This window comes from Lentzea sp. NPDC058450 (assembly GCF_042721395.1).
Classification (GTDB): Bacteria; Actinomycetota; Actinomycetes; order Mycobacteriales; family Pseudonocardiaceae; genus Lentzea.
The window spans coordinates 117,655-130,342 of record NZ_JBHXLO010000024.1 but is presented as its reverse complement, the minus strand read 5'-3'; the positions used below and the strand labels follow the sequence as shown (position 1 = coordinate 130,342).

The following is a 12,688-nucleotide window of genomic DNA, read 5'->3' as shown; positions in this document are numbered from 1 at the left end:
AACATGCCGAAAAGGGTCCCGCACTCGGAACTACGGGGCCAGACCGGTCACCCCAATGGCGCAGCACCAGCACGGGGAGCTACCACGCCCGCCGTGAACGCCTCCGAAAGGGCGCTTCGCCAGTGCGGCAAAGGGCGTAGTCCCGCTGCTGCCCACGCCGCACCCGACAGCACCGAGTAGGCGGGTCGCGGAGCCGGTCGCGGGAAGTCGGCGGTGGTGCAGGGCTGGACCCGGGACGGGTCGGCGCCCAGCTCCTCGAAGACGGCCCGCGCGAGGCCGAACCACGTCGTCTCGCCGCCGCCGGTGGCGTGCAGCAGGCGCTGGGACGGCAGCACCGAGACCAGTTCGAGCAGTCCGGCGGCGAGGTCGTGCGACCACGTGGGGGCGCCGCGTTGATCGTCCACAACGGACAGCGTCGGCCGCGTGGACTCCAGTGCCGCCATGGTCTTCACGAAGTTCGAGCCGTTCACGCCGTAGACCCACGACGTGCGCACGACGTATCCGCCCGCCGCCAGCACGCGACGTTCGCCTTCGAGCTTCGTGCGCCCGTACGCGGACTTCGGGCCCACCGGGTCGGACGGCTCGTAGGGCCGCGTGCCGTCGCCGGCGAACACGTAGTCCGTCGAGACCTGGATCAGCGGGATTCCACGTGAGGCGCACGCCTCCGCGAGCAGGCCGGGTCCGACGGCGTTGACCGCGAACGCGCGGTCCTCGTCGGTCTCGGCCGCGTCGACGGCGGTGTAGGCGGCGCAGTTGATCACCGCGGTGGCGCCGGCCAGGTCCGCGGCCGTCACCTTCGTCACGTCCAGGTCGGCGGACGACAGCGCGCGCACGTCGGAGGACAGCTCTGCGAGGTCGTGGCCGAGCTGGCCGCGACCACCGGGAACGAGGAGCACGGAGGATCAGCCCTTCGCCAGGGCGGCGCGCTCCTTGAGCGGCTCCCACCACGCGCGGTTCTCGCGGTACCACTCGACCGTGTCCGACAGGCCGACGGTGAAGTCGACCTGCGGTGCGTAGCCCAGCTCGGAGGCGATCTTGGAGATGTCGACCGAGTAGCGGCGGTCATGGCCCTTGCGGTCCTGCACCGGCTCGACGGCCGACCAGTCGCGACCCGTCGCGACCAGCAGCTTCTCGGTCAGCTCGCGGTTGGTGAGCTCGGTGCCGCCGCCGATGTTGTAGATCTCGCCCGGCCGGCCGCCCTCGGCGACGAGCTGGATGCCCCGGCAGTGGTCCGCGACGTGCAGCCAGTCGCGCACGTTGAGGCCGTCACCGTAGAGAGGCACGTTCCCGCCGTCGATCAAATTGGTGACGAAGAGCGGAATCACCTTTTCGGGGAACTGATACGGCCCGTAATTGTTCGAACACCGTGTGATGCTCACGTGCAGACCGTGCGTGCGGTGGAACGCGCGCGCGAGCAGATCCGAGGAGGCCTTCGAGGCCGAGTACGGCGAGTTCGGTTCGAGGATGTGCGTCTCGGTCCAGGAACCGGTCTCGATCGAGCCGTAGACCTCGTCCGTCGACACGTGCACGAACCGGCCCACGCCCGCGTTCAGCGCGCCCTGGAGCAGCGTCTGCGTGCCGAGGACGTTCGTGAGGACGAACTCCGCGGATCCGGTGATCGACCTGTCCACGTGCGACTCGGCCGCGAAGTGCACGACCACGTCCACGCCGCGCATCTGCTCCGCGACCAGCGCGGCGTCGCAGATGTCGCCCTGGACGAACTCGAACTTGCCCGCGACCGGCGCGAGGTTGGTCTCGCTGCCCGCGTAGGTGAGCTTGTCGAGCACCACCACTTCGGCACCGGCGAACCCCGGGTAGGACCCGCTCACCAACTCCCGCACGTAGTGCGAGCCGATGAACCCGGCCCCGCCTGTCACCAGTACGCGCATGCCAATTCCTCCCGTGGTGTTCCCCGAACAGCAGTCTGTCACTTCCCTAATCGCTGCAACCCACAGCAATGTCACGTCGTGTGACTTATAAACGTCTAAACTCGGTGTGGTGGGGGAGGAAACGGCTGTGGAAGGCAGGAGTCTGCCGGTCAGGGTGGTCGGGACCCGGCCATCTCCGGCTGCTCGCGTTTTCCTGATGGCCGGGAAAACGATCGTGGCGGTCGTCTCGGTCGCTGTGCTTCTCGTCACGTCGTACGGCTGGACGAAGCTGCGCAACGCGAACGACGGCATCGTCAAGACCGACGTCATCTCCGACGAGGTCACGGTCCAGGGCCCCAAGCCGCTCGACGGCGCGGTGGACATCCTGCTGGTCGGCATGGACAGCCGCACCGACGCGCAGGGCAACCCGCTGTCGCAGGAGGTGCTCGCCATGCTCAACGGCGGCATCGCCGACGGCGAGCAGAACACCGACACCATGATCCTCGTGCACATCCCGGTCGACGGGACCCGCGCGGTCGCGATCTCGTTCCCCCGCGACTCCTACGTCGAGATGGCGGACGGGTTCGGCAAGCACAAGCTCAACTCGGCGTTCGCCCGCCAGCGCAACACCGTCGACCAGAAGCTGCGGAACGAGGGCGTCACGGACGAGAAGCGGATCCGTGACGAATCGATGGCCGCCGGCCGCAAGACGTTGATCAAGACCGTCGAGAACATGTCCGGCGGCACCGTGCGCATCGACCGGTACGCCGAGGTCAACCTGGCGAGCTTCTACGAGGTCACGAAGGCCATCGGCGGCGTCGAGGTGTGCCTCAAGGAGCCGACCTCGGACCGCGACTCCGGCGCGAACTTCCAGGCGGGCCCGCAGACGATCGAGGGCGCGGGCGCGTTGTCGTTCGTGCGGCAGCGCAAGAACCTCCCCGGCGGCGACCTCGACCGGATCGTCCGCCAGCAGGTGTTCATCGGCGCGCTCGCGAAGAAGGTGCTGTCGACCGGCACGCTGACCGACCCGACGAAGCTCAACGGCCTGGTCGAGGCGGTGCAGAAGTCGGTGATCCTCAGCTCGGGCTGGGACATCACGACGTTCGCCGAGCAGATGCAGGGCCTGGTGGGCGGCAACTTCGAGTTCAAGACGATCCCGGTGGGCGACCCGACGGACACCTACAGCGACGGCAACGTGCTGCCGGTGAACCCCGCCGAGGTGCGGAAGTTCATCACGTCGCTGGCAGCGGACAAGCCGTCGACGAGCAACTCCGCCCCGGTGACCACGACCACCCTGCCCGCGCCGCCGAACGCCCAGATCTCCGTCGCGGTCTACAACGCGGCCGGGGTCCAGGGGCTCGCGTCGCAGGTGTTGAACACGTTGGCCGCCAAGGGTTTCCAGCGCGGCCCGGTCGCCTCGGCCCCGCAGAACAGCGACACCACCGTCGTGAGGTACGCCACCGGCGAGGAGGGCTCCGCGCGCAAGGTCGCGGCGGAGCTCGGCCAGAACGTGCAGGTCGAGGAGGACGCGTCCGTCCGAAAGGGACAGGTGCAGGTCTTCGTCGGCGGCGACTACCAGGCGCAGGACGACAGCGACGTCGACGTCCAGAACGTTCCCGGCACCTCGACGGCCCCGAGTTCGAGCACCCCGCCGATCACGGCCGGCGGGCTCGTCTGCGTCAACTGAAACCCGGCGTAACGCACTGACGATAGTTACGCTGAGAGTTCAGGAACGGGGGACCGACGTTGAGCACTGCTGCGCGCGCGAAGAAGACCGCACGGGTCACAGGCCGTGTGGTCGTCGCGCTGGTGGCTGTGACAACGTTGGCGTTCTCCGGCTACTTCTGGACGGCGCTGCGGCTGGTGAAGGAGAACACGAACACCACGCAGATCCTCCAGGTGCTGGAGGACATCCCGAACTCGCCGCCGGCGGACGACGGCGCGACCGACATCCTGCTGGTCGGCAGCGACAGCCGGACGGACGCACAGGGGCGGCCACTTCCCGCGGACGTGTTGCGCAAGCTGCGCACCGAGGGCACCGACACGGTGAACACGGACACGATCATCGTGATGCGCGTGCCCCGCAACGGCGGCAAGGCGAGCGCGATCTCGATTCCCCGCGACACGTACGTGCCGATCGAGGGATACCGCGAAGACAAGATCAACTCTGCCTACGGCGCGGTGAAGTACCTGACCGCGGAACGGCTTCAGGCCGAGGGCGTGAGCGACCAGGCCGAACGTGAGCGGAGGTCCGACGAGGCAGGCCGCAAGGCACTCGTCCAGGCGGTGCAGGACCTGACGGGCATGCGCGTCGACCACTACGCGGAGATCAACCTCTACGGCTTCTACCTGCTGACCGAGGTCATCGGCGGCGTGCAGGTGTGCCTGAAGGCGGGCACGTCGGACCCGAACTCCGGCGCGAACTTCCGGGCGGGGCCGCAGACGATCTCAGGCGGTGACGCGCTGTCGTTCGTGCGGCAGCGGAACATGCCCGGTGGTGACCTGGGTCGCATCACGCGGCAGCAGGTGTTCATGTCGCAGGCGATGAAGCAGCTGCTGTCCGCGGGCACGTTCACCGACCCCGGCAAGATGAGCGGCCTGCTCGACGCCGTGTCGAAGTCCGTTGTGGTGGACCAGAAGCTCGATCTCGCGACGCTGGCGGCGCAGGCGCAGGGGCTCGCGTCGGGCAACGTGGAGTTCGCCACGATCCCGGTGACGAGCATCGACGCCCGCAACGAGCGCGGGCAGAGCATCGTGACGGTGGACCGCGAGGCGGTGAAGGCGTGGGTGGCGCAGCAGATCGGCGCGACCCCGACGCCCACGCCGTCGGCGCCCTCGACCCCGAGTACTCCTTCGCGGTTCGGTCCTGAAAAGCTGCTCTCGCTGGACGGCGCGCACGCCGTCGAGGCCCGTCAGGATGTGCCCTGCGTCGACTAGGAGTCACCGCGTGAGCGTCACCGAGATCCTCTTCACGCCGTTGCTCAAGGCCGATCCCGGCCGTCCGCTGATCACGCACTACGACGACGCGGCGGACACCCGGATCGAGCTGTCGCGGGCGACGGTGAAGAACTGGGCCGCGAAGACGGCGAACTGGCTGCGCGACGAGCACGACGTCGAGCCAGGTGACGCGGTGGCGGTGCTGCTGCCCGCGCACTGGGCGACCGTCGGCGTGCTGCTCGGCGCCTGGTGGGCCGGCGCCCGCGTGGTCGGTCCCGGCGAGGCCGCGAAGGTGGCGATCGTGCCGCCCGGCGGCACGGCGGACGCGGACGTGGTGGCCGTGGCGTCGTTGCACCCGCTGGGCCTGGGTTCGGGCGCGCCGGTCGACTACAACGACGACGTGCGCGTGCACGGCGACGACTTCCTGCCGTGGGAACCGGTTCCGGGTACCGGACTGGCGCTCGGCGAGTCCACTGTGGATGAGGTGGTCGCGGCCGCTCGTGCGGCAGGCGAGAAGCTCGGCACCGAGCCGCGCGTGCTGTCCACTCTGGAGTGGGACTCGGCTTCGGCTGTGCTGGAAGGGTTTCTGGCCGTGCTCGCGGCCGGTGGTTCGCTGGTGCAGGTGAGCAGTCCCGACGCGGGCCGGACGGCCGCGCGCCGGGACAGCGAGAAGATCACGCAGCAGCTGGGTTGAGCATCTTGTTGTTCTTGAACAGCACGCGGTCCAGCGAGTAGGCACCACCGTTGAAGCCGAGCGCCAGGGCGGCCGCGCCGAGCACGATCACGAGCTCCGCGCCGCCCTCGCCGGTCAGGCCGTTCGGCAGGTGCACGAGCAGCCACGCGCCGAGCATGTCGGCCGCGAGCAGGATGCCGACGGCGGGCAACGCCACGCCGGCGATCAGCGCGAGGCCACCGGCGAGCTCGACGACCGCGGCGAACCAGGCGGACAGCGTCGGCAGCGGCACACCCATCTTGTCGAAAGACCCGGCGGTGCCGGCCATGCCCCACTCGGTGAACTTCTGCCAGCCGTGCGCGACGAAAACGATGCCGACGGCGATGCGCCCGATGAGTGCGGCGACGTCCTTGACCATGATGCTTGCTCCCCGATCCTGTCGTTCAGCTGTAGGTCGTTCAACCTCGAACCAAAAGTAGTGCAGGTTTGAACAACCTCATGATTTCGACAGGAAGCCAACAGCGAGTCCTTAGGTTCGCAGGTCACTTCCGCAGTCGCAGACCGTCACCGGCGGCGTTCATGATCACGACATCGCTGTCCTCGATGAGGAACTTGAACCCCTCCGGCTTGAGGATGCGGAGGAGGGTGTTGTCGACCTCCATCTCGGCGGCGCTGCAGTTCTCGAGGCTCAGGACCAGACCGCCGAACCTGATCGTCTGATCGTCCACTTCGTACTGCTTGCCGTCGGCGCGCCTGCTGGTGCCGTCGAAGCAGCCGCTGGTGACGGTGATCACGCCCTCCTTGAACGTCACCTCGGCGTCCACACCTTCCGGCACCGGCAACGAGGAGTTCGCGGAGATGACGTACGCGACCTTCCGCGTGCCCTCGAGCCTGGCGATCATCTCCTGCGCCAGCACGATCTCCACGTTCGCCGTGGTGAGCACGAGGTTCTTGCCGTCGAGCCGCCACGACGGCTCCCCCTTCAGCACCTTCCACAGCCACTGCTCCTGCTCGGCCAGACCGGGCATGCCGCCAGCACCGCAGCTCATGTCGGTGGCGCTGGAGTCGAGGAAGGCGAGCTTGCCGCCGTCCATGCTGACCTGGCCGGACAGGTCGTTGCAGCCGGCGCTGGCCCTCAGCTTGCCGTCGTCGGTGAACGTCAGCCCGATCCGCGTCGAGTAAAGCAGCGTGCGCTGCTCACCCTGGTCGACGACCGAAGTCGACAGGTAGATCTTGTTCCGCTCGATGCCCGGTGCCGCACCTGTGGACGGGCTCTCACCGGTGCACCCACCGATCAGCAGTACGGCGGCGACGGCTGCTGCTACTGCGCGGAAACCCATGCCCTGTCCCCCTACTTCGTGAGCTGCACCCCCGCATCCGACGCGTTCGTGAGGGTGAGCGTGGAGCGTTCTATCTCGTAGGTGACCGCACCGGTCTCGAACGTTGCGTTCACCGCGGCCTCGACCTCGTCCACCGCACCGCACGACTTGAGGGTCTGGGGCCCCAGCTGCGCCTTGATCGTCGCACCCTCCAGCACGTACGGCACCTCGTTGCCGTTGCGGTTGCAGCCGCTGTCCACGGCGACGGTGCCGTTCTTGAACGTGATGGTCACCTTCGCGCCGTCGGGCACGGACGCGACGACGTCCGGCCGCAGGAGGCCGTTGACGGTCCAGGTGCCCTCCAGCGTGGCGGGCTGTTCGGGTGTCAGCACGATCTCCGCGTCCGAGCCGGTGACCACGAGGTTCGCGCCGTCGAGCCGCCAGGACGGCTGCGCGGTGAGCAGCTTCGACAGCCACGTGTCCTGCTCGCCCGCGCCGGGGGCCGGGCAGGCCATGTCGGTGATGCTGAGGTCGGCGACGGCGAGCTTCGCCCCGTCCGTGCTCACCTGGCCGCCCATGTGGTTGCAGCCGGCGTCGGCGAGCAGCCTGCCGTCGTCGGTGAACTGCAGCTCGATCTTCGTGCCCTCGACGAGGGTGCGCGGCTTGCCCTGATCGGTGACGGAGGTGGACGTGAACACCTTGCCCCGCAGGCTGCTCTCTCCTCCGGCCTGCTGGGCGCCGCAGCCGGCGACCAGCAGGACCAGGAGCGCGACCGTTGCCCGGATTCCCATGGCCTGCCCCCTACTTCTTCAGCGTCACGCCAGCACCCGACGCGCCGGTCAGGGTGAGCGTGGAACGGTCGATCGAGTAGGTGGTCTCGGTGCTCAGGAGCGCGTCGAGCACGGCCTGCTCGACCTCGCCCTCCGGAGTGCACCCCTTCTCGGTGACGGCCCCGAGCTGCGCCTTGATCTTCTTGCCGTCCAGCTCGTAGGGGTACGGGGTGCCGTTCAGGTTGCAGCCGGTGTCGACGGCGATGGTGCCGTCCTTGAAGGTGATGGTCGCCTTGACGCCGGCCGGGATGGACGAGGTGGAGTCCTTCGCGACGATGCCGTCGACGGTCCAGGTGCCCTCCAGCGTGGCGGGCTTCTCGTTCGCCAGGACGACCTCCGCGGTGCCGCCGGTGACGACCAGGTCGGTGCCGTCGAGCTTCCACTCCGGCTTGGTGGTGAGGAGTTGCAACAGCCACGTGTCCTGTTCGTTCAGCGCGACGTTGGGGCAGCCCATCGCGGTCATGCTGAGCTCTCCGACCGAGATCTTGCCGTCGTCGAGCGTCACGGGGCCCTGCATCTGGTTGCAGCCCGCGCTGGCCAGGAGCCTGTTGTCGTCGGTGAATCTGAGCTCGATGCTCGTGCCCTCGACCAGGGGGCGCGGCTCGCCCCGCTCCTGCACGGACGACGAGACGTAGACCTGGCCGCGCAGGTTCGGGCCCTGGCCGCTGTCCGGGGCGCCACCGCACGCGGCGGTGGCGGTGAGGAGCAGGACGGCGAGGGCGGCTCGGGTGCTCATGTGGGTAGGACGTCGGGTCGCAGGCGTTTGGTTGCCCGAAGGCCGGGAGCGGGGTTTCCGCGCCCGGCCAACGGAATTCGACGTCACGGGGACAGTGACTCCGCGAAGTCGTAGAGGCTCTTGATGTCGTTGTCGAAGTACGGCCCGTCCATCTGGCTCGGGTCGGCGTGGCGGTGGCTGACCACGCTGTTGATGTAGCCCAGCCCGTTCTGGTCGTTGTACTCCTGCAACCACGGACCGCCGGACGAACCGCCGGTCATGTTGCACCAGGCCCGCACCTGCTGGCCGTGGCCGTTCCAGGTCGTGCCCTGGCAGAAGTACTGCAGCTCACCGGTGAACGGCGGACCCGCGGGGTAGCCGAGGATCGTGACGAACACCGAGTAGCCCCAGTTCCAGCGCAACCCGTTGCCACCCACGACGTTGGCGATCGAGTTGCCGCCGAGGGTGTTCATGACGACGATGCCCATGTCCTCGTCGGAGCTGCTGGAGTTGATCCACGCCGTGCGCGTGGTCAACGTGTACGCGCTCCACGTGCCGAACGGCCGCACGCCGTTGCGGTAGCGGGGCACGAACGCCCAGTTGGACATCCAGGTACCGCCGGCACCGCCGTGCACGCAGTGGCCCGCCGTCTGGACGAGCTTCCTCTTGCCACTGCTGACGGTCGCGCCGGAGCAGACGTAGTTCAGGCCGTTCAGCGGGTTGGTGAAGAACACCTTCCCGACCGTCTGCGACTCGTTGAGCATCGTCCCGATGCCTTGCGCCTGCTGGTTCTGGACCTTCACCGACGGTGCGACGCCGTCGATGCTGCCCGCACGACCCGAGGGCTGGTGTGGGGTAGCGGCCTGGACCGTGGCAGGAGCCTGCGCCGGGATCGCCTTGGCCATGCGCTCCTCGGTCCAGTACTGCTCGACCGCGGCGGTCGTCTGGATCTTGTTGTCGGAGGTTCTGGCCAGGCTGCTGGAGCTGCCGTTCGGTGCCGCCTGCGCGGTCGGCACGAGCACGGAAGCTGCCAGCACAAATCCAAACACTAACGAAACAGTTCTTTTCGCTCTCATTCGAAATACCTCACTAAACGAGGTTTGAATTGCGGCTCAGCGAACGTAGCGAGGCCTCTGACCTGGTGTCCAGCGGCAATTTGGACATTGCCCCGTTCAGCCCCGCTTCGATTCCGTGCGTCCTGGAACGCGGTCCTTCTGGTCCATTTTTGCTTTTGATCGGCCAGATCGGAAAGCGCTATCCGCTTCGCTGATCTTGAAGTTGGGGGTTGACAGGCGAGGCGCCCGTGGGTCTACTTAACCCAGAGGTTAGATAACCAAGTGGTTAGGTACGAGATGGACCAGCTGAGCGCCACCTTCGCCGCACTGGCGGACCCGACCCGCCGCGCGATCCTCGCGCGGCTCACGGACGGCCCGGCAACGGTGAAGGAGCTCTCCGAGCCGTTCGACATCAGCGGCCCGGCGATCTCCAAACACCTGCGCGTGCTGGAGAAGGCAGGCCTGATCACCCGAGGCAGGGAGGCCCAGTGGCGTCCCTGCCAACTCGACGCGACACCTCTGCGGGAGGTTTCCGTGTGGGCCGATAACTACCGCCGCTTCTGGGATGCGAGCTACGCACGCCTGGACGAGCTCTTGACCGAGATGAAGGAGAACGAGGAATGACCACCGTCAAGTTCGGCACGACCGTGACCCTCCCGTCCGACACCGAGATCGCGATGTCGCGCACGTTCGACGCGCCGGCTTCGTTGGTGTGGAAGGCTTTCACGACACCTGAGCTGCTGCGCCGCTGGCTGCTCGGCCCCGACGGCTGGGAGATGCCGATCTGCGAGGTCGACCTGCGCGTGGGCGGCAAGTGGCGCTACGGCTGGGCTTTGCCGGACGGGTCTTCCAGCTTCGAGATGCACGGCGAGTACACGGAGGTCACGCCGTACTCGCGGCTCGTGAACACCGAGGTCTTCGAGGACAACCCGCCGGCGCTGACCACCGTCACGTTCGTCGAGGAGGGCGGTCAGACCGTCATGACCACGACGATGACGCTGGTGTCGCAGGAGGCCCGTGACGCGGTGCTGGCCACCGGCATGTCGGACGGCGCGGGTCGTTCGTACGAGCGCCTGGGCGAGGTCCTCGCCACGCTCTGAGGTCCTTTGTGGCCTGACATTTTTGTCGGTGGTGCCCTGCATGATGCGGCTTGTGATCGTGGAGGGTTCCGGCGACCTGTTGGACGCCGACGTGGAAGCTTTGGTCAACGCGGTGAACTGCGTCGGCGTGATGGGCAAGGGGCTGGCGCTGCAGTTCAAGCAACGCCACCCCGCCTATTTCGCTTCGTACGCCGCGGCTTGTGCGGCCGGCGAGGTTCAGCTGGGCCGCGTGCACGTGGTCTCGCTGGACCGGTGTTTCATCAGCTTTCCCACGAAGAAGCACTTCCGGTCGCGGTCTCGGTTGTCCGACGTGGCTGCCGGGTTGGATGACCTGGCACGCGTGATCGGCTCGTCGGGGTTGCGGTCGGTGGCGGTGCCGGCGCTGGGATGCGGACTCGGCGGGCTGGCGTGGAGCGACGTGGAGCCGTTGATCGCGGCGAAGCTCGGGCCGTTGGACGCGACCGTCGTGGTCTACGCCCCTTCGCACCGGTGATGCCACACTGCGCGGCGTGAAAAAGTCCGCGTGGGAAGCGGTGAGCCGGTCCATCGCCGAGTCGCCGTACCCGGTGACCGTGCTGGAGCCCAGTCCCGACGCGGCCTCGCGCGTGGAGTCGTTGGGCATCGCCGCCGACTCGTGGCTGGGTGCGGTGGTGCTGCACACCGGTGGGCTGGTGGTGGACGGGCGACTCCGGGTGTTCGGGAGCGGGTCGGCCGAGGTGGCCGCGGTGCACGTCGAGGACGGACGGATCGTCGTGGCCGAGCACGTTCGCGGGGACCGGTACGCGTTGGCGTCTACCAGCGGGAGGCCGGCGGTGCACCAGCTGAGTCCGGGGCTGCCCGTGTGGGAGAGCCTCGACCTGGGTTACACCAACTGGCTGGGCGCGATGATCGCCGGTTCGCTCGACGAAAGCTGAACGGCCTGGAGGGCGTGCCCTCCAGGCCGTTCAGGCGAGCACTCAGCCGTTGAGGACGGCGCGCGACATCACGACGCGCTGGATCTGGTTGGTGCCCTCGTAGATCTGGGTGATCTTGGCGTCGCGCATCATGCGCTCCACCGGGAAGTCGCGGGTGTAGCCGGCGCCGCCGAACAGCTGGACGGCGTCGGTGGTGACCTCCATGGCGACGTCGGAGGCGAAGCACTTGGCGGCTGCGGTGATGAAGCCGATGTTGGGCTCGCCTCGTTCTGCCTTGGCGGCGGCGACGTAGACCATGTGGCGGGCCGCCTCGATCTTCATCGCCATGTCGGCCAGCATGAACTGGACGCCCTGGAAGTCCGAAATGGACTTGCCGAACTGCTTGCGGTCCTTGACGTACGCGACCGCTGCCTCGAGAGCGCCCTGCGCGATGCCGACAGCCTGGGCGCCGATGGTCGGGCGCGTGTGGTCCAGCGTCTTCAAAGCCGTCTTCAGGCCCGTGCCCGGCTCGCCGATGATGCGGTTGGCCGGGATCGTGCAGTTCTCGAAGTAGATCTCGCGGGTCGGCGAGCCCTTGATGCCGAGCTTGCGCTCCTTGGGGCCCACGGAGAAGCCCGGGTCGTCCTTGTGCACGACGAACGCCGAGATGCCCGCGGACTTCTTGGCCGCCTTGGGGTCCGTCACGGCCATGACGGTGTACCAGGTGGACTCGCCGGCGTTGGTGATCCAGCACTTGGTGCCGTTGAGCACCCAGTCCGAGCCGTCCAGGACGGCTCGGGTGCGCATCGAGGCCGTGTCGGAGCCCGCCTCGCGCTCGGACAGGGCGTAGGAGGCCATGGCCTCGCCCGAGGCGATGGACGGCATGACGAGCTGCTTGAGTTCGTCGGACGCGGACAAGAGGATCGGCATGGTGCCGAGCTTGTTCACGGCCGGGATCAGGGAGGAGGACGCGCAGACGCGGGCCACCTCCTCGATCACGATGCAGGTGGCGACGGAGTCCGCGCCCTGGCCGTCGTAGTCCTCGGGGACGTGGACGGCCGCGAAACCTGCCTTGACCAGGGCGTTGTGTGCCTCTACCGGGAAGCGCTCGTTCTCGTCGACCTCGGCCGCGTGCGGCTTGATCTCCTTCTCGGCGAGCGAGCGGACGGCCTCACGCAGCGCCTCGTGCTCCTCGGCGAGCTGATAGGTGCCGAAGCTCGGGTTCACCTTGTTACCTCCCAGTAGCGAGTCCTCGGCACGATGTTAGCGCCCGTTCACGTCGAGCGCTCCTGTGCCGT

Annotated in this window: 15 protein-coding genes; 7 read left to right on the top strand and 8 right to left on the bottom strand. The window is 67.9% G+C overall.

Annotation, left to right across the window (positions count from 1 at the left end; genetic code table 11):
* Positions 1–47: 47 nt before the first annotated feature.
* Together rfbD and rfbB are read right to left on the bottom strand one after the other, a co-directional pair.
* Entirely contained in the window at positions 48–896 is an 849-nt protein-coding gene (gene rfbD, locus ACFWNN_RS31215; RefSeq protein ID WP_382443510.1) for a dTDP-4-dehydrorhamnose reductase, read from the bottom strand.
* A 6-nt stretch (positions 897–902) separates the two neighbouring features.
* On the bottom strand, positions 903–1,889 hold the full coding sequence (rfbB, locus tag ACFWNN_RS31210) for a dTDP-glucose 4,6-dehydratase (RefSeq protein ID WP_382443509.1): 987 nt from the start codon (positions 1,887–1,889) through the stop codon (positions 903–905).
* A 196-nt stretch (positions 1,890–2,085) separates the two neighbouring features.
* On the opposite strand from rfbB, the gene ACFWNN_RS31205 reads away from it, so the two are divergent.
* Genes ACFWNN_RS31205 through ACFWNN_RS31195 form a run of 3 tightly spaced genes read left to right on the top strand, consistent with a single transcriptional unit; the run spans position 2,086 to position 5,499 of the window.
* On the top strand, positions 2,086–3,555 hold the full coding sequence (locus ACFWNN_RS31205; RefSeq protein WP_382443508.1) for an LCP family protein: 1,470 nt from the start codon (positions 2,086–2,088) through the stop codon (positions 3,553–3,555).
* A 59-nt stretch (positions 3,556–3,614) separates the two neighbouring features.
* Entirely contained in the window at positions 3,615–4,805 is a 1,191-nt protein-coding gene (locus ACFWNN_RS31200; RefSeq protein ID WP_382443507.1) for an LCP family protein, read from the top strand.
* Between the two features lie 10 nt (positions 4,806–4,815).
* The gene (locus ACFWNN_RS31195; RefSeq protein ID WP_382443506.1) at positions 4,816–5,499 is read left to right on the top strand and encodes a TIGR03089 family protein; all 684 of its coding nucleotides are present in this window, start codon (positions 4,816–4,818) and stop codon (positions 5,497–5,499) included.
* On the opposite strand, the gene ACFWNN_RS31190 is transcribed toward ACFWNN_RS31195, so the two are convergent.
* The 5 genes from ACFWNN_RS31190 to ACFWNN_RS31170 all read right to left on the bottom strand — a co-directional run bounded on the left by ACFWNN_RS31190 (position 5,480) and on the right by ACFWNN_RS31170 (position 9,379).
* Positions 5,480–5,896, bottom strand: a complete 417-nt coding sequence (locus tag ACFWNN_RS31190; protein ID WP_382443505.1) for a DoxX family protein — start codon at positions 5,894–5,896, stop codon at positions 5,480–5,482. The two genes, ACFWNN_RS31195 and ACFWNN_RS31190, sit on opposite strands and share 20 nt — an antisense overlap.
* A 124-nt stretch (positions 5,897–6,020) precedes the next feature.
* Positions 6,021–6,818, bottom strand: a complete 798-nt coding sequence (locus ACFWNN_RS31185) for an META domain-containing protein (protein ID WP_382443504.1) — start codon at positions 6,816–6,818, stop codon at positions 6,021–6,023.
* A gap of 11 nt (positions 6,819–6,829) precedes the next feature.
* On the bottom strand, positions 6,830–7,588 hold the full coding sequence (locus ACFWNN_RS31180; protein WP_382443503.1) for an META domain-containing protein: 759 nt from the start codon (positions 7,586–7,588) through the stop codon (positions 6,830–6,832).
* Between the two features lie 10 nt (positions 7,589–7,598).
* The gene (locus ACFWNN_RS31175; RefSeq protein ID WP_382443502.1) at positions 7,599–8,363 is read right to left on the bottom strand and encodes an META domain-containing protein; all 765 of its coding nucleotides are present in this window, start codon (positions 8,361–8,363) and stop codon (positions 7,599–7,601) included.
* Positions 8,364–8,446: 83 nt separating this feature from the next.
* Positions 8,447–9,379, bottom strand: a complete 933-nt coding sequence (locus ACFWNN_RS31170) for a trypsin-like serine peptidase (protein WP_382443501.1) — start codon at positions 9,377–9,379, stop codon at positions 8,447–8,449.
* 315 nt (positions 9,380–9,694) lie between these two features.
* Here ACFWNN_RS31170 and ACFWNN_RS31165 point away from each other — a divergent pair, with 315 nt between their 5' ends.
* The 4 genes from ACFWNN_RS31165 to ACFWNN_RS31150 are packed head-to-tail and all read left to right on the top strand — an operon-like array spanning position 9,695 to position 11,411.
* Positions 9,695–10,021 (top strand): ArsR/SmtB family transcription factor, encoded by a 327-nt coding sequence (locus ACFWNN_RS31165; protein ID WP_382443500.1) that lies wholly within the window; start codon positions 9,695–9,697, stop codon positions 10,019–10,021.
* The gene (locus tag ACFWNN_RS31160) at positions 10,018–10,497 is read left to right on the top strand and encodes an SRPBCC family protein (protein ID WP_382443499.1); all 480 of its coding nucleotides are present in this window, start codon (positions 10,018–10,020) and stop codon (positions 10,495–10,497) included. Before ACFWNN_RS31165 ends, ACFWNN_RS31160 begins: the two co-directional genes overlap by 4 nt.
* Positions 10,498–10,537: 40 nt before the next feature.
* Entirely contained in the window at positions 10,538–10,990 is a 453-nt protein-coding gene (locus ACFWNN_RS31155; RefSeq protein ID WP_382443498.1) for a macro domain-containing protein, read from the top strand.
* A 16-nt stretch (positions 10,991–11,006) separates the two neighbouring features.
* Complete coding sequence (locus ACFWNN_RS31150) at positions 11,007–11,411, top strand: DUF2625 family protein (protein ID WP_382443497.1); 405 nt, start codon at positions 11,007–11,009, stop codon at positions 11,409–11,411.
* 42 nt (positions 11,412–11,453) lie between these two features.
* Here ACFWNN_RS31150 and ACFWNN_RS31145 read toward each other — a convergent pair whose 3' ends face one another.
* Positions 11,454–12,617: an acyl-CoA dehydrogenase gene (locus ACFWNN_RS31145; protein WP_382443496.1), complete on the bottom strand. Its 1,164-nt coding sequence runs from the start codon at positions 12,615–12,617 to the stop codon at positions 11,454–11,456.
* Positions 12,618–12,688 lie beyond the last annotated feature (71 nt).

Excerpts from the sequence above, each read along its gene's own strand:
- ACFWNN_RS31205 (WP_382443508.1), top strand. The coding sequence starts at position 2,086 with ATGGCCGGGAAAACGATCGTGGCGGTCGTCTCGGTCGCTGTGCTTCTC.
- ACFWNN_RS31155 (WP_382443498.1), top strand. The coding sequence starts at position 10,538 with ATGATGCGGCTTGTGATCGTGGAGGGTTCCGGCGACCTGTTGGACGCC.
- ACFWNN_RS31160 (WP_382443499.1), top strand. The coding sequence starts at position 10,018 with ATGACCACCGTCAAGTTCGGCACGACCGTGACCCTCCCGTCCGACACC.
- ACFWNN_RS31165 (WP_382443500.1), top strand. The coding sequence starts at position 9,695 with ATGGACCAGCTGAGCGCCACCTTCGCCGCACTGGCGGACCCGACCCGC.
- ACFWNN_RS31190 (WP_382443505.1), bottom strand. The coding sequence starts at position 5,896 with ATGGTCAAGGACGTCGCCGCACTCATCGGGCGCATCGCCGTCGGCATC.
- ACFWNN_RS31185 (WP_382443504.1), bottom strand. The coding sequence starts at position 6,818 with ATGGGTTTCCGCGCAGTAGCAGCAGCCGTCGCCGCCGTACTGCTGATC.
- rfbB (WP_382443509.1), bottom strand. The coding sequence starts at position 1,889 with ATGCGCGTACTGGTGACAGGCGGGGCCGGGTTCATCGGCTCGCACTAC.
- ACFWNN_RS31180 (WP_382443503.1), bottom strand. The coding sequence starts at position 7,588 with ATGGGAATCCGGGCAACGGTCGCGCTCCTGGTCCTGCTGGTCGCCGGC.
- ACFWNN_RS31175 (WP_382443502.1), bottom strand. The coding sequence starts at position 8,363 with ATGAGCACCCGAGCCGCCCTCGCCGTCCTGCTCCTCACCGCCACCGCC.